The following is a 22049-nucleotide window of genomic DNA, read 5'->3' on the forward strand; positions in this document are numbered from 1 at the left end:
TACAATGCCGCTCTTTCCCCGCTCACTCTGGTGCCCGCCATGAAGGCCGACATCCACCCCGAATACCGCGAAGTCGTCTTCCAGGACGTGACCTCGGATTTCAAGATCCTCACCCGTTCCACGCTCTCCAGCAAGGAGACCGTGAAGTGGGAGGACGGCAACGAGTACCCGCTGATCAAGATCGAAGTCAGCTCGGCCTCGCACCCGTTCTACACCGGCCAGAACAAGCTGATGGACACCAGCGGCCGCGTCGACAAGTTCCGCAAGCGCTACGCCAAGTAAGCTCCGCGCCAGCGCAAGTCCCGACGGCCGCCGGAAGGCGGCCGTTCGCGTTTCCGGACCTGCTCCGCCACCGCCTGGCCGGATGGCGCGGGTCGCCGGGCGCGGACGCTTCGTCCCGTTGGCCGGTCGAATCCATGGATACGGCGGCGCACGTCGCTATGCGATAATTGCCGCATCGCGGCATGGCCGTGATCCGCCTGATTCCCCGCCTGCCCGCGCGCTGCTGCGCCGGGGTGGGACCCAAGAAGGAGTGCGACAGTGTCCGCCAACGAGAACAAGGCCGGCGACGAGCCGACCATCGCGACCCTGCAGGTCGACGGCAAGACCGCCGAGCTGCCCGTGCTGAAGCCGACCCTCGGCAACGAGTGCATCGACATCTCGAAGCTGCCCAAGGCCACCGGCCGCTTCACCTACGATTCCGGCTTCACCGCCACCGCCAGCTGCAAGTCCGCGATCACCTACATCGACGGCGACGAGGGCGTGCTGCTGTACCGCGGCTACCCGATCGAACAGCTGGCCGAGCACTCGAACTTCCTCGAGGTCGCCTACCTGCTGATGAACGGCGAACTGCCCGACGCCAGGCAGATGGCTTCGTTCGAGCACGACGTCACCCATCACACGATGATGCACGAGGCGTTCAAGAGCTTCATCGGCGGCTTCCGCCACGACGCGCATCCGATGGCGATGCTGGTCGGCATGCTCGGCTCGATGGCGAGCTTCTACCACAACGACCTCGACTACGATGATCCCGAGCAGCGCCGCCTCGCCGGCGTCCGCCTGATCGCCAAGCTGCCGACCATCGCCGCCGCCTGCTACCGCTATTCCATGGGCTGGCCGCTGAACTACCCGCGCAACGACCTCGGCTACGTCGAGCGCTTCCTGCACATGATGTTCGAAGTGCCCAGCGGCCCGCTGGAGCTGTCGCCGGTCGCCGCCAAGGCGATGGACCTGCTCTTCATCCTGCACGCCGACCACGAGCAGAACGCCTCGACCTCGACCGTCCGCCTGGTCGGTTCCACCGGCGCCAATCCCTATGCCTGCATCGCTTCTGGCGTGGCCGCGCTCTGGGGCCCGGCGCACGGCGGCGCCAACGAGGCCGTGCTGAAGATGCTGGCCGAGATCGGCGACGTGAAGAACGTCCAGTCCGCGGTCGACCGTGCCAAGGACAAGGAGTCGGGCTTCCGCCTGATGGGCTTCGGCCACCGCGTCTACAAGAACTTCGACCCGCGCGCCAAGCTCATCCGCGAGATGACCCACAAGGTGCTGGGCGAACTCGGCATCGACGACCCGATGCTCGAGGTCGCGATGCGCCTGGAAGAGGCGGCGCTGAAGGACGACTACTTCGTGCAGCGCAAGCTCTACCCCAACGTCGACTTCTACAGCGGCATCATCTACAAGGCGCTGAAGATCCCGACCGAGATGTTCACGGTGATGTTCGCGATCGCGCGCACCGCCGGCTGGGTTTCGCACTGGCTCGAGCAGCAGACCGACCCGGAGTTCAAGATCGGCCGTCCGCGGCAGATCTATACCGGCGCGGCCTCGCGCGACTACGTGCCTGCCGGCAAGCGCTGAACCCCGCCCCCGGCAGCAGTAAGGACGCCCCGCACTCGCGGGGCGTTCTGCTTCCAGGCTATGGAAGCATCAGCCGCCGGCGGCCTCGAACGCGGCCACTTCCCCTTCGGCCAGCAGTTCCCGCAACTGGCTGGCCGAAGCGCGTGGCATCGGTCGCTCGTCGATGCCCGACAGCGGTGCCTGCCGCAGGGTGTCCAGCGGCAATACCGTGAGGTCGAAGGCGAGTCCGTCCGCGCTGAACACCCACACCGGCGCATCGTGCTCGCGCACCCGGTCCAGGCGGACATGCCGCCAGCTCGCTTCGCCCGGAATGCCGGCATCGGCGAGGAAGCGCGCCACCTCGTCCGGGTCGTCCGCGTGCAGGTGCAGGGCCACCGGCGTGTGCGCGTCGGCGGTGCCGTCCAGCACCCGGCCCACCAGGCGCGGCCGGAAGCGGTCGAAGAACTCCAGCGCCTGCAGCGCCGCCTCGCGCCGCAGGCGCAGCGCCTCGCCCTGGGTGTCGCCCAGGAACAGGCGCTGGTATTCGCGCAGCGCCTCGTCGATCTCGCGGTTGCGCGGCAGCGAGGCGTCGTCGTGGATGCCCAGGCGGTCGGCGGCCTTGAGCTTGGCCTGGTGGTAGTCGCGGATGCCGCCTTCGGCCATCAGCCGGGCGGCCTCGTGGGCGAGGCGGTGCCGGCGTTCGCGGGTGCGTCGCTCGGCGTGCTGTCGGGCGCGGTGCATGCGGGGCCCTCCTTGCGGACCCCGCAAGCCTACCGGATGAGGTGCGTCAGAAGATGTCGAAGGCCTCTTCCGCCGGCACGTCCTCTCCGAAGTCGTCGAAGGTCGTTTCCATGCGCTCCAGGTCCTCGGCCTTCACCCATTCGGTGATCCCGCCCTCGCCGGCGGGGAGGAGCCGGCCGCTGGCGCTGACCGAGACCTTGACCATGCCCTCCGGTGGTTCGTTGGGAGCGATCGGCATGTCCTGCAAGGCCACGCGCATGTAATCGATCCAGACCGGCAGGGCGGCGCGGCCGCCGTACTCGCGGTAGCCCAGCGAACGGTTGTCGTCGCGGCCCACCCACACCACGGTCGCCAGGCTGCCGCCGAAACCGGAGAACCAGGCATCGCGGTGGTCGTTGGTGGAGCCGGTCTTGCCGCCCACGTCCTCGCGGCCGAGCACCTTGGCCTGGGTGCCCGTGCCGCGCTGGACGACATCGCGCATCATCGACACCAGCTGGTAGGCCACCCGCGGGTCGATCGCGCGCGGGGCGATCACGGCGTCGGGATCGGGCGCCTCCCGGGGTTGCGCGGTGCTGGTTTCCTCGACCGCAGACGGGGCGGGCGCCGCAGGGCCCAGGTTGAAGCCATCGACCACCGTGGACGGCACCCCCGGCTGGCCGTCGGCGCCACAGCTGCGGCAGGCGATGGCCGGGTTTTCCTTGAAGACCACCTGGTTGTCGCGGTCGCGGACCTCGTCGATGAACCAGGGCGTGACCCGGAAGCCGCCGTTGGCGAACACCGCGTAGCCGCGCGCGATGTCCAGCGGCGCCAGCGAGGGCGTGCCCAACGAGATCGACAGGTTGGGCGGCAGCTCCGATTCCTCGAAGCCCATGTGGCTGATGTAGCGGCGCGCGTAGTCGACGCCGATCGCATCGAGCAGGCGCACCGAGACCAGGTTGCGCGAGCGCACCAGGGCCTCGCGCAGGCGCATCGGGCCGGCGAACCGGCCATCGTCGTTCTGCGGCCGCCAGTCCTGGCCGCGGCGCATGCGGAACACCACCGGCGCGTCCAGCACGATCGAGGCCGGGTTGAAGCCGCGCTCGAAGGCGGCGGCGTAGATGAAGGGCTTGAAGCTCGAGCCGGGCTGGCGCCGGGCCTGGGTGGCGCGGTTGAACTTCTGCCCGGCGAAGCTGAAGCCGCCGACCAGGGCGCGCAGCGCGCCGGTGTCGTATTCCAGCGAGACCAGGGTGGACTGCGCGCGCGGCAACTGGTCGAGCTGCCAGGTCGGCTTCGCGTCGGCCGGGGCCGGCGCGCCGTCCTTGCCCTTGGGCTCGATGCGGCGGACGCGGGTCAGGTCGCCGCGCTTGAGCAGGGCGGCGGGGTTCTTGCCGGTCCAGCGGCTGGAGGCGGCGTCGAGCGTGACCACGGTGCCGTCGGAGAGCACCACGTCCGCGGTACCCGCGTCCGCGCGCAGGGTGACCGCCGGCAGCAGGCCCGACTGCGCCGGGATCCCGCGCAGGCGCGCGGCCACGGTGGCGGCGTCCTCGTCGGCGGCCAGTTCGAAGCTTTGTTCGACCTTGGACCAGCCGTGGCGGTGGTCGTACACCTGCAGCCCGCTGCGCACCGCCTGTTCGGCGGCGGCCTGCTTGACCGGGTCGATCGTGGTGGTGACGTGGTAGCCGCGGGTCAGGACATCGCCGCCGAAGCGCTCGATCATCTCCTGGCGGACCATCTCCGCCACGTAGGGGGCATAGACCTCCACCGGGCGTTCGTGCGGGCGGGCGTGCATCTCCGCCGCCTGCGCCGCGGCGGCCTCCGAGCGGCTGACGAAGCCGAGCTCGGCCATGCGCTCGAGCACGTAGTCGCGACGGATCTTCGCGCGTTCGGGGTTGGAGATCGGGTTGCCGCTGGAGGGGAACTTCGGAATCGCGGCCAGCGAGGCGACCTCGTCGAGATCCAGTTCGGCCAGCTGCTTGCCGTAGTAGAACTCCGCCGCGGCGGCGACGCCGTAGGCGCGGTTCCCGAAGAAGCTCTTGTTGAGGTAAAGCTGGAAGATCTCGTCCTTGCTGAGCTCGCGCTCCATCTTCATCGCCAGCAGCATTTCCTCGAACTTGCGCGTGTAGCTCACCTCGGGGCTGAGGTAGAACTGGCGCGCCACCTGCTGGGTGATGGTCGACCCGCCGGGCACGCCTTCCTTGGAGCCGGTCTTGGCGATCAGCCAGACCGCGCGGGCGACGCCCTTGTAGTCGATGCCCTCGTGCTCGTAGAAGCGGTTGTCCTCGATCGCGATGAAGGCCTGCTTCACGACCTCGGGGACCTCGGCGATGTCGACCGGGTAGCGCCGCATCTCGCCGAACAGCGCCATCAGGCGACCGTCGTTGGCGTAGACGTACATCGGCTCCTGCAGCTCGATGTTGCGGAGGCTTTCAACCTCCGGCAGGCGCGAGGACACCACCGAGTAGAGGGCACCCGCGGCCAGCAGGCCGACGACGATGGCGATGATGGCCAGCAGCAGCAGCCAGCGGAGCAGACGGCGGAAACGTGACATCGGGTTGGATCCTGGGCCGGACGGGGCCTTGGCGGGGCGTGGAGAGTCGCGCAGTATATATAGGTGTACCGGCAGGCCCGAGGGTAGTCCGGCAGGGGCGGGGGTGACGCAAAGCGTCAAGGCGTGACCAATAGCGCATTGCGGCACGGTTTCGTGTGCCGCTTGTTGCCATCCGGTAAAAACTCCGTTATTTAATGCGGCGGGGCACGAAGCGCACGTAAGCGCCCGTGACATGGGGAGAATAGCGTGGGGCTGATCACAAAAAGCCAGGCACCGCTTGTCGGGGTCGATATCAGTTCGACGGCAGTGAAGCTGTTGCAGCTGTCGCGGTCGGGCGACCGCTACAAGGTGGAGCACTACGCCGTCGAGCCGCTGCCGCCGAACGCGGTGGTCGAGAAGGGCATCGTCGAGGTCGAGGCCGTCGGTGAGGCCATCCGCCGGGCGATGGCGCGTTCGGGCAGCAAGGCGAAGCATGCCGCCGCCGCCGTGGCTGGCTCCGCGGTCATCATCAAGCTGATCCCGATGCCCGCCGAACTCGACGAGGACGAGATGGAGTCCCAGGTCGAGCTTGAGGCGGTCAACTACATTCCATACCCGATCGAGGAAGTGAACCTCGACTTCGAGGTGCTGGGCCCGATGCCCGGCAACCCCGAGATGGTCCAGGTGATGCTGGCCGCCTCGCGCTCGGAGAGCGTGGAGATGCGGGCTTCGGCGCTCGAGCTCGGCGGCCTGACCGCCCGGGTGATGGACGTCGAGGCCTTCGCGATCGAGAACGCCTTCGCCCTGCTCGCCAACACCCTGAGCGTGCCGCGCGACGGCATCGTCGCCCTGGTCGACATCGGCGCGACCATGACCACGCTCAGCATCCTGCGCAACGGCCGCAGCCTCTACACCCGCGAGCAGGTCTTCGGCGGCAAGCAGCTCACCGACGAGGTGATGCGCCGCTACGGCCTGTCCTACGAGGAAGCCGGTCTCGCCAAGCGCCAGGGCGGCCTGCCCGAGAGCTACGAGATCGAAGTGCTCGAGCCCTTCAAGGAGGCGCTGGTCCAGCAGATCAGCCGCCTGCTCCAGTTCTTCTACGCCGGCAGCGAGTTCAACCGCGTCGACCAGGTGGTGCTCGCCGGCGGCTGCGCCTCCATCGGCGGCATCGCCGCGATGGTCGAGGAGCAGCTCGGCGTGCAGACCGTGGTGGCGAACCCGCTAGCCCAGATGACCCTGGGCTCGCGCGTGCAGGCCCACGCGCTGGCGCAGGACGCGCCGGCGATGATGATCGCCTGCGGACTGGCCTTGAGGAGCTTCGACTGATGGCACGCATCAATCTCCTCCCGTGGCGCGCCGAGCGCCGCAAGCAGCGGCAGAAGGAATTCGGCGTCATGCTGGCCTTCGCCGCCCTGGCTGGCGTGGTGCTGTGGTTCCTCGTCAACGGTTATTACAACGCGCAGATCGACGGCCAGAAGGAGCGCAACGGCTACCTGCAGGACCAGATCAAGCAGGTCGAGGCGCGGATCACCGAGATCGACGAACTCGACCGCCAGAAGGCCCGCCTGCTGGCGCGCAAGGAAGTGATCGAGCAACTGCAGGCCAACCGCTCGCAGATGGTCCACCTGTTCGATTCGCTGGTGCGCACCATCCCGGACGGCGTGGTCCTGACCTCGATCAAGCAGGTCGGCGAGCGGCTGACCCTGGAAGGGCGCTCGCAGTCCAATGCGCGCGTCAGTACCTACATGCGCAACCTGGAGGGTTCCGGCTGGATGACCAAGCCCGACCTCTCGATCATCGAAGCCCGCGACGGCGTCGCCGGCCTGCCGTATGCCTTCACCCTGGGCGTGCAGCTGGCCAACCCGAACGCGCCCGTGGACGAGGACGGCGACGGTATTCCGGATGCGGTGCCCCCGGTCGATGCCGCCCCGGCAGCCGCTGTCGAGCCGGCGGCCGAGGCCGCAACCCCGGCAGCGACCGGTGACGGGCCCGCCGTGGACGCCGTGGACGCCGAGCCGGCGGTCGAGTCCGCGCCTGTCGCTGAAGAAGGAGCCGCATCGTGAGCAAGCGCAGGATGTCGCTCAAGGAACTGGACTTCAACAACATCGGCTCCTGGCCGCGCGAGTACAAGATCGGCTTCTGCGTGATCGTGGGTCTGCTGATCTTCGGTCTGCTCTGGTGGGTCCTGACCCGTGACAAGGGCGACCAGCTCGAAGGCCTGGAGCGCACCGAGTCCGACCTCCGCGCCGAATTCGAGACCAAGCAGGGCCGCGCGGCGAACCTGGAGCCGCTCAAGCTCCAGCTGGCGCAGATGGAGCAGCAGCTGCAGCAGATGCTGCGCCAGCTGCCCAGCCGCACCGAGATGCCCGATCTCATCGTCGACATCTCGCAGACCGCGCTGGCCACCGGCATCCAGAACGACCTGTTCCAGCCGGGCCCGGAGACGCCGAAGGAGTTCTACGCCGAGAAGCCGATCGCGCTGCGGATGGTGGGTACCTACCACCAGTTCGGCGCCTTCGTCAGCGGCGTGGCCTCGCTGCCGCGCGTGGTGATCATGACCATGCACGACATCCAGCTGAAGCCGCGCGGTGGCGACAAGGATCCGCGCGCCGGCATCCGGCCCAACTCCGCACTCGAGCTGGCCGGTACGGTGAAGACCTACCGCTATCTGGACGAGGAAGAAGCGGCCGCCCAGGAGGCCGCCGCTGCGGCCGCCGAGGCCGAGGCATCCGGCAGCAGGAGGAAGCGCTGACATGGGCATGACTTTCAACGCCTTCCGGGGCCTGGCCTGCCTGGTCGCCATCGCGGCGCTGGCCGGTTGCGGCCGCGGCATCACCAGCGAACCTGGTGGTGCGCCGAACCTCGAGGAATGGGCCGCCAACGTGCGCGCCCGTCCCGCGCCGCCGCTCGATCCGCTGCCCGTCATGCAGCAGTTCGAGACCTTCGAATACGCCGCCCAGGGCATGCGCGATCCGTTCAGCGCCGCCTTCAGCAACGAAGGCGGCGGCAGCGGGCCGCGCCCGGACTCCAACCGGCGCAAGCAGACGCTCGAACAGTTTCCGCTCGACAGCCTCGACATGGTCGGGTCTCTGGGGGCGGGCAGCAGCCTGACGGCGCTGGTGATGGCGCCGGACAAGGTCACCTACCGGGTCGGCCCGGGCGTGTACATGGGCCAGAACGACGGCCGCGTCACCAGCGTTTCTGAAGACCGTATCGAACTCGTCGAACTCGTGCCCGACGGCTCGGGTGGCTGGCTGGAAAGGCCGGCGTCGATCGCGCTCGATGACAATTGATTAGGGGAACCCAGATGACCTTCACCAACGCGCATCGCCGTTCGTCGACCCAGCGGGCCCTGCCCCTCCGGGCAGGCGCCTGCGGTCTCCTCGCCGGCCTGGTCGCCGCCTTCGGCTCGGTCAACGCCGCGCCCAATCCGGGCGTGCCCGTGGCCAGCTTCGCGCAGTCCTCCGCGGTCGCGGTCGATCCGGCCAAGCAGCTCCCGGCCGACGTGGCCGTGGCCGGCATCGACTTCAAGCGTGGCGACGGCGGCGCGGGCAAGCTCGTGCTCCGCTTCGACGGTGAGGGCGCCGCGCCCGACCTGCGCACCGAAGGTGGCCAGGTCATCGTCAACGTGGGCAACGCCTCGCTGCCGGCCGCGCTGCAGAAGCCGCTCAACGTCACCGACTTCGCCACCCCGGTGCAGCGCATCGACGCCAACCAGGGCGCCAAGGGCACCCAGATCGTGCTGAGCACGCAGGGTGCGTTCGAGCCGCTGGCCTACCAGACCGGCCGCGACTACATCGTCGAAATCGTGCCGCGCGCCGAGACCCCGACCCGCGCCGTGGGCGCCGCCGCGGCAAACACCGTGGCGGCCACCGGCCAGACCGCGGCGCAGGCCGCGGCGCAGGGCGACACCCGCGCCTACCGCGGCCGCCCGGTCACGTTCAACTTCCAGGACGTGCCGGTGCGTACCGTGCTGCAGCTGATCGCTGAGCTGTCGGACCTCAACATCGTCGCCAGCGACAACGTCACCGGCAACGTCACCCTGCGCCTGATCAACGTGCCGTGGGACCAGGCCCTGGACATCGTCCTGCAGGCCAAGTCGCTGGACAAGCGCCGCAGCGGCAACGTGGTCTGGGTGGCGCCGCAGGCGGAGATCGCCAAGTTCGAACAGGACATCGCCAATGCCCGCATCGCGCTCGAAGAGAGCGCCGAGATGATCACCGAGTACATCCCGATCTCCTACGGCAGCGCCGAGGACATCGCCAAGCTGCTGACCGAGGAAAGCAAGGGCAGCCAGGGCAGCCAGGGTGGCCAGGGTGGTCAGGGGCGCCAGAGCCGCGGCTTCCTGTCCCAGCGTGGCAGCCTCAGCCACGACCGTCGTACCAACACCCTGCTGGTGATCGACATCCCGCAGCGCGTGGACGAGATCAAGCGCCTGGTGGAGACCCTGGACAAGCCGGTCGACCAGGTCGTGATCGAGTCGCGCATCGTGATCGCGAACGAGTCCTTCGCCCGCGACCTGGGCGCGCGCTTCGGCGTCCGTGCGGCCAAGGACCGCTTCATCACCTCCGGCAGCCTCGAGAGCAACCGCAACCTCGTCAACACGACCCTCGACGCGATCGATGGCAATGGCAGGCCGTCGTGGGGCACGATCGGCCAGTCGCTGAACAACAACTTCACCATCAGCGACCTCAATCCGGGCTCGATCGCCTTCACCATCCTCGGCAACACCATCGACTGGGATCTTGAGCTGCAGGCGCTGCAGCAGGAAAGCCGCGGCGAGGTGGTGTCCAACCCGCGCGTGGTCACCAGCAACCAGCGCGAGGCGGTCATCCGCCAGGGCCGCGAGGTCGGCTACATGACCATCCAGTCGAGCCAGGGCTCGAGCCAGCCGAGCGTCCAGTTCAAGGAAGCGCTGCTGGAGCTGAAGGTGACGCCGACCATCACTGCCGACGGTCGCGTGTTCCTCAACCTCGCGGTCAAGAAGGATGAGGTGCAGGACTACACCACCATCGCCGGCTATGGCGCGGTGCCTAACCTGGCCAAGCGCGAAGTCACCACGGCCGTGCTGATCGAGGACGGCCAGACCGTGGTCATCGGCGGCGTGTACGAGTTCTCGGATCGCAACGAACTGTCCAAGGTGCCCTTCCTGGGCGACCTGCCTGTCATCGGCAATCTGTTCAAGACCAAGGGTCGCTCCAAGGACAAGGCCGAGCTGCTGATCTTCGTGACCCCGCGCGTGCTGCGCGTGGCGCCGCGCGGCTACTGATACCTGCCTGAAAGGCAATGCGCGCGACGGGGCCTTCGGGCCCCGTCGCCGTTTCCGGGACGGCTTCGCTTGAACCAATGCCCCGGGTTCGGGTCAAACTGGCCCCCGGCGCAGCCCGCGCCGCAAACCGGTTCTCCATGGATACCACGCACGACGACGGCGCCCGCCTGCATGGCCTGTTCAGCGCACTGCGCGAGGCGCTGGCCGCCGAGATCATCGGCCAGTCGGCCCTGGTCGAGCGCCTGCTGGTGGCGCTGCTCGCCGACGGCCACCTGCTGGTGGAGGGTGCGCCGGGCCTGGCCAAGACCAGTGCCATCCGGGCGCTGGCCGCGCGCATCGAGGCCGACTTCGCCCGCGTCCAGTTCACTCCCGACTTGCTGCCGGCCGACCTGACCGGCACCGAGGTCTGGCGCCCGCAGGACGGGCGCTTCGAGTTCCTGCCGGGCCCCGTGTTCCATTCCCTGCTGCTGGCGGACGAGGTCAACCGCGCGCCGGCCAAGGTCCAGTCGGCCCTGCTGGAGGCGATGGGCGAGCGCCAGGTCACGGTGGGCCGGCAGACCTATGCGTTGCCGCCGCTGTTCCTGGTGATGGCGACCCAGAACCCGATCGAGCAGGAGGGCACGTTCCCGCTGCCCGAAGCCCAGCTCGACCGCTTCCTGATGCACGTGCGCATCGGCTATCCCGAGGCCGAGGCCGAGACCGCGATCCTGCGCCTGGCGCGGGAGCGCGCGGTCGCGATGCTGGAGGCGCCCTCGGTGCCGGCGGAGCGGATTCCGCAGGCCGACGTGATGGCCGCGCGATCGGCGGTGCTGGCCTTGCACCTGGCGCCGGCGGTGGAGCGTTACCTGGTCGAGATCGTGCTGGCCTCGCGCGATGCGGGTCGCTACGACGCCGCGCTGGCGCGGCGCATCGCCTGGGGCGCCAGCCCCCGCGGCTCGATCGCGCTGGAGCGCTGCGCCCGCGCGCATGCGTGGCTGGCCGGCCGCGACTTCGTGACCCCGGACGACGTGCGTGCGGTGGCCCCGGACGTGCTCCGCCACCGCGTGCTGCCCAGCTACGAGGCCACGGCCGAGGGCTGGGACGGTGAGCGCCTGGTCCAGGCCCTGCTGGCGCAGGTGCCGCTGCCGTGATCCGCGCGGCGGTGTCCGCCGCCATGCGGGCGCGGCGGCCGGCCGGCGATGTCGCGGAACCCGACGCGCGGCGCGCCGATGGCGAGGGCATCGCCCCCACGCTGGCCGAGCTGATCGCGCTGCGCGGGCTGGCGCACGCCCGCGGCGCGGCGCGGCGCGGCACCTCCGGGCTGCGCGCGCAGGCGCCTTCGATGGCGCGCGGTCGCGGCATGGAGTACGCCGAATCCCGCGGCTATGCCCTTGGCGATGATGCGCGGCACATCGACTGGCGCCTGACCGCGCGCAGCGGGAAGCCGCACACCAAGCTCTTCCAGGCCGAGCGCGAGCGCCTCACCCTGCTGGTCGCCGACACCGCGCCGGCGCTGTACTTCGGCACCCGGGTGCGCTTCAAGTCGGTGCAGGCCGCGCGCGCGGGCGCGGTGGCGGCGTGGCGGGCAGTGGCCGATGGCGATCGCATCGCCGCGCTGCGCGGCAGCGCGTCCTCGCCGCCGGTGCCGGCGGCCTCGGGCGCCCGCGGGGCGCTGCGCGTGCTCGACGCCCTGGTGCGCTGGTACGCGCAGCCGCAGGCGGACGACGCCGGGCTGGAGGTTGCGCTCGACCATGCGCAGCGCCTGCTGCGGCCGGGTTCCCGGCTGCTGGTGCTGGCCGATCCGTCCAGCCTCGCCTCGATCCCGGCGGCGCGCTGGCCGGGGCTGGCCGCGCATCACGAGGTGGTGGTGCTGCTGCTGACCGATCCCCTGGAAATGGCGCCGCCCGAGGCCCTGCTCGCCTTCGCCCCGGCGGCGCCGGGCGGCCAGGCGGATGGGGCAGGGACCCGCATCGACCTCGATCTCGCTGCGCCGGGCCCGCGTGGCCGCTGGCGGGCCGCCTTCGCCGACGATGTCGCGGCCACCGTGGCGAACCTCGCCGCGCGCGGCGTGCGCGCGGTGCCGCTGTCCTGCGACGCGCCCAGCGACGCCTGGCTGGGTGCCCTGGGCACGGGACGCCGCTGATGGGCGACGGCCTGGTCCTGCGCGACATCCACGTTTCGACGGCACCGTCGTGGTGGCCGCCGGCACCGGGCTGGTGGCTGCTGGCCCTGGCCCTGCTGCTGGTCGTGGCCGCGGTGGTCGCGTGGCGGTTGCTGCGCGCGCGCCGGCGCCGCCGGCTGCTGGCCCTGTTCGACGCCGAGGTGGATGCCGCCGCAGACCCGGCCGGTGCGCTGGCCGCGATCTCGTCCCTGCTGCGCCGCGCCGCGCGGCGGCATGATCCCGCGGCCGATCGCCTCGAAGGCCAGGCCTGGCTCGATTTCCTCGACGCGGGTGCCGCGTCCGCCCGCTTCCATGGCGCCGTTGGCACCCTGCTGCTGGAGGGGCCGTTCCGCCGCGATGCGGATCCCGCCGACGTCGTCCGCCTGCGTGCGGCCGCGCGCGAACGCTTCATCCAATGGATGGAGGGCCGCGGATGAGCCTGGCCGCGCTCTGGCCGACGTTCGCGGGCTTCGCCTGGCCCTGGGCGCTGCTGGCCCTGCCGCTGCCCTGGCTGCTGCGCGCGCTGCTGGCGCCGGTGCGCGATGCCGGCCCGGCGCTGCGCGTGCCCTGGGGCGCCCGCCTGGCCGAAGTCGCCGCCGCCGCGCCGGGCGCGCGCGCGGCCCTGTGCGGCCAGCCCTGGCTGGCCTGGCTGGGCTGGTGCCTGCTGTGCCTGGCCGCGGCGCGCCCGCTGGCCTGGGGCGAAGCCGTGCAGCCGCCGCAGACCTCGCGCGAGCTGATGATGGCCGTCGACCTGTCCGCCAGCATGGGCGAGCGTGACATGTGGATGGGGCAGCAGCTGGTCGACCGGCTCACCGCGGCCAAGGCGGTGATCGCCGACTTCCTGGATCGCCGCGAGGGCGACCGCGTCGGCCTGCTGGTGTTCGGCCGGGGTGCCTATGTGCTGGCGCCGGCCACCGCCGACCTCGACACCGTGCGTACGCAGCTGCTGGCGACCGAGGTGGCGATGGTTGGCCGCGAGACCTCGATCGGCGATGCCATCGGCCTGGGCGTGAAGCGCCTGCAGGCGCAGCGCGGCGGCGAGCGCGTGCTGGTCCTGCTCACCGACGGCGTCAACACCGCCGGCGTACTCGATCCGATGAAGGCCGCCGAGATCGCCCGCGACGAGGGCGTGCGCATCCACACCATCGCCTTCGGCGGCGAAGGCGAGGATCTGTCGGTGTTCGGTTTCCGGCTGCCGTCCGGCGGCAGCGACATCGACGAGGAGGGGCTGGCCGCGATCGCCGGAATGACCGGCGGCCGCAGCTTCCGCGCCCGCGACGTCGATGCCCTGGCCGGTATCTACGCCGAGATCGATCGCATCGAACCGGTCGAGGCGCCGGGCGAGGCGCTGCGTCCGCGGCTGGAGCGCTATCCGTGGCCGCTCGCGCTGGCGCTGCTGGCGGGACTGCTCGCCGCGGGCCTGTCGCTGCGGAGGGCCGGGCCGTGACCGCGGGCTTTGCCGACCTGCAGTTCCTGCGCCCGGCCTGGCTGCTGGCGCTGCTGCTCCTGCCGCTGCTGGCCTGGGCCTGGCAGCGCCGGGCGCAGCGCCGCAGCGTCTGGCGATCGGCGGTGGATGCGCACCTGCTGCCGCACCTTCTGGAGCGCCGCGGCGCGCGGACGGCGGCCTCGTTCGAGGGCCACGCTGTGCTCGCGGGGCTGGCGCTGGCGATCCTCGCCCTCGCCGGCCCGAGCTGGCGCGGCATTCCGCAGCCGCTGCAGGGCGGAGGTCGCGCCCTGGTGATCGCGCTCGACCTGTCGTCGGCGGTCCAGGCCAACGACCTCCAGCCCTCGCGCCTGGTGCAGGCGCGGGCGCGCATCGACGCCCTGCTGCGCGCGCACGCCGGAGACGTTGCCCTGGTCGCCTATGCCGACGACGCCTTCGTGGTGTCGCCGCTCACCGCGGACGCGGCCAACGTCGCCGTATTCCTCGATGCGCTGGGGCCGGACGTCATGCCGGTGGACGGGCAGCGCCCGGAGCGCGCGATCGAACTCGCGGGCGAACTGCTGGCCCAGGCGGGCCACTCCCGCGGCGACATCCTGCTGCTGGCGCCGGATGCGGGCCAGGCCGCCGTGCGCGCCGCGGCCCGGGCCGCGGCCGCCGGCCATCGCGTGTCGGTGCTGGCAATGGGGACGACCGCGGGCGCCGGCTACCGCGACCGCGGGGGCGGGATCAGCCGCAGCGCGCTCGATCCGGCGGCGCTGGCCGCGCTTGCGGCGGCCGGCGGTGGCCGCGTCCACGACTGGAGCCAACCGCCGCAGGCGCTGGTGGCCGCCCTCGGCGGCGGAGTGGACACCGGCCGTGAGGCCGGCGCGGCCTCCGCATCGGCGACGGGCATGATCCGCGAGGACGGTGGCTACTGGCTGCTGCCGCCGGCGATGTTCCTGCTGCTGTTCGCATTCCGCCGCGGCGGCGTGCTGGCCGCGCTGGTCCTGTGCCTGTGCCTGCCGCTGCCGTTCCCGCAGGCCCGTGCGGCCGAGGCGCAGGCGCCGGCGGCCAGCGCCTGGCGCCGCGCCGACCAGGCCGCGCATGCGCGCAGCGTGGAGGCCGAGCAGGCCTATCGCGAGGGTGATTTCGCCGCGGCCGCGCGCGGCTTCGCCGGCCTTCCCGGCGCAGACGCCGCCTACAACCGCGGCAACGCCCTGGCCCGCGCCGGCCGCTACGAGGAAGCCATCGCCGCCTACGACGAGGCCCTGCGGCAGGCAGCCGACATGCCCGACGCCGTCGCCAACCGCGCCGCGGTCGAGGCGGCGATGCGCCGGCAACCGCCGCCGCCGGGTGGCGGCCGCGGCGGCGACAGGCCGCCCGATGGCGGCGAGGACGGGCAGGGTGCGGGCAGCGAAGGCGGCGAGCGCGGCGACGACGGCCGCGCGCCCCCGGACGACGAAGCCGGGCGGACGCCCGAAGGCGAGGAGCCCACGCCGCTTGAACCGCCGGAAGGCGGGGACGATGCCGGCGAGCCCCCTGCGTCCCCCGACGCCGACGCCGAGGCCGAAGCCCGCCAGCGGGCCGCCGACGAGGCCCAGCGCGAAGCCATGCAGCGCGCCCTCGAGGACGGCGCCAGCAGCCGCGAAGGCGAGAACGCCGGCGACCCGCGCAGCGCCGCCGAGCGCCGCGAAGACACCGCCGCCCAGGAGCGCGAGCAGGCCAACGCCGCCTGGCTGCGCCGCGTGCCCGATGATCCCGGGGCGCTGCTGCGCGCCCGCTTCCGCAACGAACACCTGCGCCGCCGCGCCGGGGAGCGCTGACCGCATGCCCGAACGTCCTTCCACCGCCCGTCGCCTTGTCGGCTGCCTGCTGGCGCTGCTGCTCCTGCTGCCTATGGCGCAGGCGCTGGCCGAAACCCGCGCCTGGCTCGACCGCGACCGCATCGGACTGGGCGAGACCGTCACCCTCAACATCGAGACCGACAGCGGGGCGCGTCCGGACTACGCACCGCTGGAGGACGACTTCGCCATCGAGCAGCGCAGCAGCCGGCAGTCCTGGGAGCGCCGCAACGGCCAGTCGGTCTCGCGAACCCTGCATGCGGTCGCGCTGCAGCCCAAGCGCGAGGGTCGGCAGGTGATCCCGGCGCTGAGGGTGGGCGGCGAGCGCACCGCGCCGGTCACGCTGACCGTCGATGCGCCCGCCGCGACGCCCGCGCGCAGCCGCGGCCCGGCCTGGATCGAAGCCGAACTCGATGATCCCGCGCCCTACGTGCAGCAGGCCGTGGGCCTGCGCCTGCGGCTGTACTACTCGGTGCAGCTGGTGTCCGGCCAGCTCGACCAGCCCGCGCCCGACGGCATCGCGCTGCAGCGCGTGGGCAGCGACCTGCAGTACACGCGCGAGGTCGAAGGCCGCCGGGTGCAGGTGATCGAACGCCGCTACGTGCTGGTGCCCGAGCGCAGCGGACGGATCGCGCTGCCCGCGGCCACCTTCCGCGGCCGCGGCGTGGGCGGGTGGCTGAACGACCTGTTCGGCAACGGCCAGCGCTCCCTCGCGGCCGATGGTCCGGCGCTGTCGCTGGAGGTGAAGCCGGTGCCCGGCGCGGCGTCGCGGCCCTGGCTGCCGTTGCACGGCCTGCAGATGCGCTGGCTGGATACGCCGGACGCCGCGCGCGCGGACGATGCCTTCACGGTCGAGCTGGAGCTGGTGGCCGATGGCGCCATCGCCGCGCAGCTCGAGCCGCGGTCGCTCGTGGCCGACCAGGGCGCGCAGGTGTTCCCGGATCCGCCGCAGCACGACGAGACGGTCGAGGACGGGCGCCCGCGCGTGCGCATGGTGCGCCGCTTCTCGGTGCTGCCCGCGCGCGAAGGCCCGCTGCGGATCGAGGCGCCGGGGATCGAATGGTGGGACGTGGGCGCCGACCGCGCCCGAACCGCCACGCTGCCGCCGCTGGAGCTGGAGGTCGCGCCGGCAAGGGGCAATCGGGGCGTGGACAGTGCCGGCGCCGGCGAGACCCGGGTGCGCGTGCCCGGTGTCCAGGGCGAAGTCGGCGGCTGGGCCCTGGCGGCCGTGGTCTTCGCCCTGCTGTGGCTGCTGACCCTGGCCTGGGCGCTGCGCTGGCGGCAGCGCGCGAACGAAGCCGGTCCGCCGGCCCCGGTGGGCAAGGGCGGCGTGCCGGAAGGGGTGGCGCCGCAGCGTCGATCCGGACCCGACCGTGGCCTGCGCCGGGCGCTCGACACCGGCGACCTGGGCGACGTGGCCGCGGCGCTGTGCGCGCTGGCTTCGCCACCGGCCCGCGACCTCGAGGCGTTCGCGGCGCTGCTGGCCCCGGGTCCGCAGCGCGCCGCGGTCGCGGCCCTGCAGCGCGCGCGCTGGGGCCAGGACGAGGGCGGGGCGGCCGCTGCGCGTGCCGCCGTGCGCGAGGCCTTCGCGAAGGGCCCTGACTGGCTCGTCACCGCCGACGACGAAGCGGGCCCGATACCGCCGCACTATCCGCGCTGAGCGGTCGCCCTGGGCCGCTTTGCTAAGCTCCGCCCCTCACACCGCACCCGGGAAGACCGCATGACCGAGCCGACCGCGCCCACCCGGCAGCGCATGCCGCTGCACTGGAAGATCGCCATCGGCTTCGTCGCCGGCCTGGTCCTGGGCCTGTTCGTGCACTACGGCATTGGCCGCGAGGCGGCCTGGGTGCAGGGCCTCACGCAGTACCTCACCCAGCCGCTGTCGACCCTGTTCCTCAGCCTGATCTTCATGATGATCGTGCCGCTGCTGTTCTCGGCGCTGGTGGTCGGCGTGTCCGAGATGGGCGACGTGAAGTCGCTGGGGCGCATCGGCTGGAAGACCCTGGCCTGCACGGTGGTGCTGTCGGGCATCGCGGTGCTGCTGGGCCTGGTGATGGTGAACCTGTTCAAGCCCGGCGCCGGCGTCGACCCGGTGCTGGCGCAGCAGCTGCTGGCCGAGGGCGCCGAGCGCACCGCCGCCATCGTCCGCGACAGCGGCGAGCAGCCCAAGGGCATGCAGATGCTGCTCGACATCGTGCCGCAGAACGTGGTCGGCGCCGCGGCCAACAACGCCAACATCCTGGCGCTGATGTTCTTCGCGCTGATGTTCGGCGTAGGCATCGTGATGAGCCCGGACACCGCTCCGGTCCGCACCCTGCGCCGCGGCATCGAGGGCATCTTCGAGATCTCGATGACCCTGATCGGGCTGATCATCCGCCTCGCGCCGGCGGCGGTGTTCTGCTTCATGTTCAACCTGGCCGTGCTGTTCGGCTGGGACCTGCTGATGAAGCTGGGCATGTACGTGCTGGTGGTGGTCGGTGCGCTGGTGCTGCACATGGTGGTGACGTATTCGCTGGCGCTGAAGTTCGTCGGCGGCTATTCGCCGGCGAAGTTCTTCCGCGGCGTGCAGGAGGCGATGCTGATGGCCTTCTCCACCGCGTCGAGCAACGCGACCCTGCCCACCGCGCTCCGCGTCGCCGACGAGGAGCTGGGGCTGCCGGGCAAGGTCTCGCGCTTCGTGCTGACCATCGGCGCCACCGCCAACCAGAACGGCACCGCGCTGTTCGAGGGCGTGACGGTGATCTTCCTGGCGCAGTTCTTCGGCGTGGACCTGACCCTGGGCCAGCAGTTCATGGTGATGCTGGTCTGCATCCTGGGCGGCATCGGCACCGCCGGCGTGCCTTCGGGCTCGCTGCCGGTGGTGGCGCTGATCTGCGCCATGGTCGGGGTGCCGCCGGAGGGCATCGGCCTGATCCTGGGCGTGAACCACTTCCTCGACATGTGCCGGACCACGGTGAACGTGACCGGCGACCTGGGCATCGCGGCGATCGTGTCCAAGGGCGAGGTGGATGCGCCGACCGAGCTCGGGCCGGAGCCCGGAACCGTGGCCTGAGGCCGGGAATCCGTCGCCGCCGCGGGAGACTCCGCGGGCGAGGGGTGGGACAATGGCGGCTTCGCCCGCCGTCCCCAGCCCCGAGACCATGACCAGCCCCAGCCGCCGCGACCTCGCCAACGCCATCCGCATCCTCGCCATGGACGCCGTCCAGGCGGCCAATTCCGGGCATCCGGGCATGCCCATGGGCATGGCCGACATCGCCGAGGTGCTGTGGAACGACTACCTGAACCACAACCCGGGCAATCCGAAGTGGTTCAACCGCGACCGCTTCGTGCTCTCCAACGGCCACGGCTCGATGCTTCAGTACGCGCTGCTGCACCTGGCCGGTTACGACCTGCCGATCGAGCAGCTCAGGAATTTCCGCCAGCTCGGCTTCCGCACCCCGGGGCATCCCGAGAACTTCGTCACCGACGGCGTCGAGACCACCACCGGCCCGCTCGGCCAGGGCTTCGCCAACGCGGTGGGCTTCGCGCTGGCCGAGAAGCTGCTGGCGCAGCGCTTCAACCGCCCCGAGTACGCCGTGGTCGACCACCGCACCTGGGTGTTCCTGGGCGACGGCTGCCTGATGGAGGGCATCAGCCACGAGGCCGCCTCGCTGGCCGGCACCTGGGGCCTGGGCAAGCTGGTGGCGTTCTGGGACGACAACCGCATCTCGATCGACGGCGACGTCGAGGGCTGGTTCACCGACGACACCCCGGCGCGCTTCGAAGCCTACGGCTGGCGCGTGATCCGCGGCGTCGACGGCCATGACGCCAAGGCGATCAAGGCCGCGATCGACCAGGCGATGCAGGACGACAGCAAGCCGGTGCTGCTGTGCTGCCGCACCACGATCGGCTTCGGTTCGCCGGCGAAGGCGGGCAGCGAGTCCTCGCACGGCGCGCCGCTGGGCCGTGACGAGATCGTCGCCACCCGCAAGGCGCTGGGTTGGGAGCACGGCGACTTCGAGATTCCCGCGGCCATCTACGACGGCTGGCGTGCCAACAACGCCGGCACCGTGCGCGAGGACCAGTGGAACCGCCTGTTCGACGCCTATGCGCAGCGCCATCCGGAGCTGGCCGCGGAGCTGACCCGCCGCTCGCACGGCGAGCTGCCGGACGGCTTCGCCGCCGCAGCCGACGCGTACATCGCGAAGCTGCAGGCCGACAGCCCCAAGGTCGCCTCGCGCAAGGCCTCGCAGATGGCGATCGAGGCCTTCGCGCCGCACCTGCCCGAACTCGTCGGCGGTTCGGCCGACCTCGCCGGCTCCAACCTCACCCTGTGGAGCGGCAGCAAGTCGGTCGCCGGTGACGATCCGGACGCCAACTACGTCTATTACGGCGTGCGCGAGTTCGCGATGACCGCGATCTCCAACGGCCTCGCGCTGCACGGCGGCTTCATTCCCTACGACGCCACCTTCCTGGTGTTCAGCGACTACGCGCGCAACGCCGTGCGCATGAGCGCGCTGATGGGCGCGCACGCGATCCACGTCTACACCCACGACTCCATCGGCCTGGGCGAGGACGGCCCGACCCACCAGCCGATCGAGCACCTGGCCAGCCTGCGCGCGATCCCGGGCAACGACGTCTGGCGTCCCTGCGACGCGGTCGAATCCGCCGTGTGCTGGAAGGCCGCCATCGAGCGCCGCGACGGCCCCGGCTGCCTGGTGTTCTCGCGCCAGAACCTGGCCCCGCAGCAGCGTGACGCGGCCCAGGTCGCGGCCATCGCCCGCGGCGGCTACGTGCTGAAGGATTCGGTCGGCGCGCCGGAGATCATCCTGATCGCCACCGGCTCCGAAGTCGGCCTGGCGATGGACGCCGCCGCGCAGCTTGGCGACACCGTGCGCGTGGTGTCGATGCCCTCGACCGACGTTTTCGACCGCCAGGACGCCGCGTACCGCGAATCCGTGCTGCCCAACGCCTGCCGCAAGCGCGTCGCCATCGAAGCCGGCATCAGCGACTTCTGGCGCAAGTACGTCGGCCTCGACGGCGCGGTGGTCGGCATCGACCGCTTCGGCGCCAGCGCGCCGGCGGAGGTGCTGTTCCCGCACTTCGGCTTCACCGTCGACGCGGTGGTCGACGCCGCGCGCGCGCTGTAAGGCGCGCGGGGAGGGCGGGCGACATGGCACAGCGCGAGTGGGTGGCGCATGCCATCCACACCATCGAGGCGGACTTCAACCGTTCGGCCGACACGCATCTGATCCCGATGCCGCTGCCCGGCTACGCGGGCATCGACGTCTACCTCAAGGACGAGTCCAGCCACCCCACCGGCAGCCTCAAGCACCGGCTGGCGCGCTCGCTGTTCCTGTACGCGCTGGCCAACGGCTGGCTGCGCGAGGGGCGGCCGGTGGTGGAGGCGTCCAGCGGTTCGACCGCGGTGTCGGAGGCCTATTTCGCGCGCCTGCTCGGGCTGCCCTTCATCGCGGTGATCCCGGCCAGCACCTCGCCGGAGAAGATCGCCGCGATCGAGTTCCACGGCGGCCGCTGCCACCTGGTCGAGCGCGCCTGCGACCTCGACGCCGAATCGCACCGCGTGGCCGCGGAGACCGGCGGCCACTTCATGGACCAGTTCACCTACGCCGAGCGCGCCACCGACTGGCGTGCGAACAACAACATCGCCGAATCGATCTTCCGGCAGATGGCCGAGGAGCCGCACCCGGTGCCGGCCTGGATCGTCTGTAGCCCGGGCACCGGCGGCACCGCGGCCACGCTTGGCCGCTACGCGCGCTACCGCCGCCACGACACCCGCGTGCTCTGCGCCGACCCGCAGGAGTCCGTCTTCCACGACGCCTACCGCGCGGCGCTGGCGGGCGAGCCCTGGCGCGGCTTCACCCACCCCTGCGGTTCGCGCGTGGAAGGCATCGGCCGTCCGCGGGTGGAGCCGAGCTTCATCCCCAGCTGCATCGACGGCATGGTCAAGGTGCCCGACGCGCTGGCGCTGGCGGCGATGCGCCACGTCAGCGCGACGCTTGGCCGCCGAGTGGGCGGTTCGACCGGCACCAACTTCGTCGGCGTGCTGCACGCGGCGCGGCGGATGCACGAAGCCGGGCAGGATGGCTCGATCGTGACCATCCTCTGCGACAGCGGCGGGCGCTACGCGCACAGCTACTACGCGCCGGCCTGGTATGCCGCCAACGGCATCGACACCGTGGACTCCGATGCCACCATCGCCGCGGCCGTCGCCGGCGGTGATATCCAGGGGCTGGATCCGCTCGGCGAGGCCTGAGCGAGGAAGTCGCGTCGCGACGGCCGCGTCGCTGCGACTG

The 22049-nt window shown here is 71.4% G+C and carries 18 protein-coding genes; 16 read left to right on the forward strand and 2 right to left on the reverse strand.

Features of this window, described 5'->3' with window-relative positions; translation table 11 throughout:
* Positions 1 to 39: 39 nt before the first annotated feature.
* Positions 40 to 282 (forward strand): type B 50S ribosomal protein L31, encoded by a 243-nt coding sequence (locus E2170_RS09940; RefSeq protein WP_133000501.1) that lies wholly within the window; start codon positions 40 to 42, stop codon positions 280 to 282.
* 297 nt (positions 283 to 579) lie between these two features.
* The gene (locus tag E2170_RS09945) at positions 580 to 1854 is read left to right on the forward strand and encodes a citrate synthase (protein WP_133001164.1); all 1275 of its coding nucleotides are present in this window, start codon (positions 580 to 582) and stop codon (positions 1852 to 1854) included.
* 69 nt (positions 1855 to 1923) lie between these two features.
* Here the strand turns inward: E2170_RS09945 and E2170_RS09950 are convergent, their stop codons facing one another.
* Positions 1924 to 2574: a hypothetical protein gene (locus tag E2170_RS09950; RefSeq protein ID WP_133000502.1), complete on the reverse strand. Its 651-nt coding sequence runs from the start codon at positions 2572 to 2574 to the stop codon at positions 1924 to 1926.
* Positions 2575 to 2620: 46 nt separating this feature from the next.
* Positions 2621 to 5101: a penicillin-binding protein 1A gene (locus E2170_RS09955; RefSeq protein ID WP_133000503.1), complete on the reverse strand. Its 2481-nt coding sequence runs from the start codon at positions 5099 to 5101 to the stop codon at positions 2621 to 2623.
* 246 nt (positions 5102 to 5347) lie between these two features.
* On the opposite strand from E2170_RS09955, the gene E2170_RS09960 reads away from it, so the two are divergent.
* From E2170_RS09960 to E2170_RS10025, 14 genes are all read left to right on the forward strand, one after another.
* Positions 5348 to 6406 carry a pilus assembly protein PilM gene (locus E2170_RS09960; protein ID WP_133000504.1) on the forward strand — a complete coding sequence of 353 codons (1059 nt, stop codon included), beginning with the start codon at positions 5348 to 5350 and terminating at the stop codon, positions 6404 to 6406.
* On the forward strand, positions 6406 to 7143 hold the full coding sequence (locus E2170_RS09965; protein ID WP_133000505.1) for a PilN domain-containing protein: 738 nt from the start codon (positions 6406 to 6408) through the stop codon (positions 7141 to 7143). The genes E2170_RS09960 and E2170_RS09965 overlap by 1 nt, the downstream gene beginning before the upstream one ends.
* Before the next feature lie 11 nt (positions 7144 to 7154).
* Positions 7155 to 7832: a type IV pilus inner membrane component PilO gene (locus tag E2170_RS09970; protein ID WP_425477875.1), complete on the forward strand. Its 678-nt coding sequence runs from the start codon at positions 7155 to 7157 to the stop codon at positions 7830 to 7832.
* A gap of 7 nt (positions 7833 to 7839) precedes the next feature.
* Positions 7840 to 8373 (forward strand): pilus assembly protein PilP, encoded by a 534-nt coding sequence (locus tag E2170_RS09975; protein WP_133001165.1) that lies wholly within the window; start codon positions 7840 to 7842, stop codon positions 8371 to 8373.
* Between the two features lie 14 nt (positions 8374 to 8387).
* Positions 8388 to 10349: a type IV pilus secretin PilQ gene (locus tag E2170_RS09980; protein ID WP_133000507.1), complete on the forward strand. Its 1962-nt coding sequence runs from the start codon at positions 8388 to 8390 to the stop codon at positions 10347 to 10349.
* Positions 10350 to 10486: 137 nt separating this feature from the next.
* Positions 10487 to 11479: an AAA family ATPase gene (locus E2170_RS09985; protein ID WP_133000508.1), complete on the forward strand. Its 993-nt coding sequence runs from the start codon at positions 10487 to 10489 to the stop codon at positions 11477 to 11479.
* Between the two features lie 23 nt (positions 11480 to 11502).
* A complete protein-coding gene (locus E2170_RS09990; RefSeq protein ID WP_133001166.1) occupies positions 11503 to 12471 on the forward strand; it encodes a DUF58 domain-containing protein in 969 nt (322 codons plus the stop codon).
* Complete coding sequence (locus E2170_RS09995) at positions 12471 to 12926, forward strand: DUF4381 domain-containing protein (protein WP_133000509.1); 456 nt, start codon at positions 12471 to 12473, stop codon at positions 12924 to 12926. The genes E2170_RS09990 and E2170_RS09995 overlap by 1 nt, the downstream gene beginning before the upstream one ends.
* Positions 12923 to 13936 (forward strand): vWA domain-containing protein, encoded by a 1014-nt coding sequence (locus E2170_RS10000; RefSeq protein ID WP_133000510.1) that lies wholly within the window; start codon positions 12923 to 12925, stop codon positions 13934 to 13936. The genes E2170_RS09995 and E2170_RS10000 overlap by 4 nt, the downstream gene beginning before the upstream one ends.
* Positions 13933 to 15735: a VWA domain-containing protein gene (locus tag E2170_RS10005; protein ID WP_133000511.1), complete on the forward strand. Its 1803-nt coding sequence runs from the start codon at positions 13933 to 13935 to the stop codon at positions 15733 to 15735. Before E2170_RS10000 ends, E2170_RS10005 begins: the two co-directional genes overlap by 4 nt.
* Positions 15736 to 15739: 4 nt before the next feature.
* Positions 15740 to 17413 carry a BatD family protein gene (locus E2170_RS10010; RefSeq protein WP_165942216.1) on the forward strand — a complete coding sequence of 558 codons (1674 nt, stop codon included), beginning with the start codon at positions 15740 to 15742 and terminating at the stop codon, positions 17411 to 17413.
* A 60-nt stretch (positions 17414 to 17473) separates the two neighbouring features.
* Positions 17474 to 18805: a dicarboxylate/amino acid:cation symporter gene (locus E2170_RS10015; RefSeq protein WP_133000513.1), complete on the forward strand. Its 1332-nt coding sequence runs from the start codon at positions 17474 to 17476 to the stop codon at positions 18803 to 18805.
* Positions 18806 to 18893: 88 nt separating this feature from the next.
* On the forward strand, positions 18894 to 20882 hold the full coding sequence (gene tkt / locus E2170_RS10020; RefSeq protein WP_133000514.1) for a transketolase: 1989 nt from the start codon (positions 18894 to 18896) through the stop codon (positions 20880 to 20882).
* 23 nt (positions 20883 to 20905) lie between these two features.
* Positions 20906 to 22009 (forward strand): PLP-dependent cysteine synthase family protein, encoded by a 1104-nt coding sequence (locus E2170_RS10025; RefSeq protein ID WP_133000515.1) that lies wholly within the window; start codon positions 20906 to 20908, stop codon positions 22007 to 22009.
* The last annotated feature ends 40 nt before the right edge of the window (positions 22010 to 22049 follow it).

This window comes from Luteimonas arsenica, from assembly GCF_004352825.1.
Classification (GTDB): Bacteria; Pseudomonadota; Gammaproteobacteria; order Xanthomonadales; family Xanthomonadaceae; genus Luteimonas; species Luteimonas arsenica.

What these genes read in the sequence shown, in the direction of transcription:
- E2170_RS09990 (WP_133001166.1), top strand. Translation starts at nt 11,503, where the DNA reads ATGCGGGCGCGGCGGCCGGCCGGCGATGTCGCGGAACCCGACGCGCGG.
- E2170_RS09985 (WP_133000508.1), top strand. Translation starts at nt 10,487, where the DNA reads ATGGATACCACGCACGACGACGGCGCCCGCCTGCATGGCCTGTTCAGC.
- tkt (WP_133000514.1), top strand. Translation starts at nt 18,894, where the DNA reads ATGACCAGCCCCAGCCGCCGCGACCTCGCCAACGCCATCCGCATCCTC.
- E2170_RS09980 (WP_133000507.1), top strand. Translation starts at nt 8,388, where the DNA reads ATGACCTTCACCAACGCGCATCGCCGTTCGTCGACCCAGCGGGCCCTG.
- E2170_RS10000 (WP_133000510.1), top strand. Translation starts at nt 12,923, where the DNA reads ATGAGCCTGGCCGCGCTCTGGCCGACGTTCGCGGGCTTCGCCTGGCCC.
- E2170_RS10025 (WP_133000515.1), top strand. Translation starts at nt 20,906, where the DNA reads ATGGCACAGCGCGAGTGGGTGGCGCATGCCATCCACACCATCGAGGCG.
- E2170_RS09955 (WP_133000503.1), bottom strand. Translation starts at nt 5,101, where the DNA reads ATGTCACGTTTCCGCCGTCTGCTCCGCTGGCTGCTGCTGCTGGCCATC.
- E2170_RS10015 (WP_133000513.1), top strand. Translation starts at nt 17,474, where the DNA reads ATGACCGAGCCGACCGCGCCCACCCGGCAGCGCATGCCGCTGCACTGG.
- E2170_RS09940 (WP_133000501.1), top strand. Translation starts at nt 40, where the DNA reads ATGAAGGCCGACATCCACCCCGAATACCGCGAAGTCGTCTTCCAGGAC.
- E2170_RS09970 (WP_425477875.1), top strand. Translation starts at nt 7,155, where the DNA reads ATGTCGCTCAAGGAACTGGACTTCAACAACATCGGCTCCTGGCCGCGC.
- E2170_RS09965 (WP_133000505.1), top strand. Translation starts at nt 6,406, where the DNA reads ATGGCACGCATCAATCTCCTCCCGTGGCGCGCCGAGCGCCGCAAGCAG.
- E2170_RS09950 (WP_133000502.1), bottom strand. Translation starts at nt 2,574, where the DNA reads ATGCACCGCGCCCGACAGCACGCCGAGCGACGCACCCGCGAACGCCGG.
- E2170_RS09995 (WP_133000509.1), top strand. Translation starts at nt 12,471, where the DNA reads ATGGGCGACGGCCTGGTCCTGCGCGACATCCACGTTTCGACGGCACCG.
- E2170_RS09975 (WP_133001165.1), top strand. Translation starts at nt 7,840, where the DNA reads ATGACTTTCAACGCCTTCCGGGGCCTGGCCTGCCTGGTCGCCATCGCG.
- E2170_RS10010 (WP_165942216.1), top strand. Translation starts at nt 15,740, where the DNA reads ATGCCCGAACGTCCTTCCACCGCCCGTCGCCTTGTCGGCTGCCTGCTG.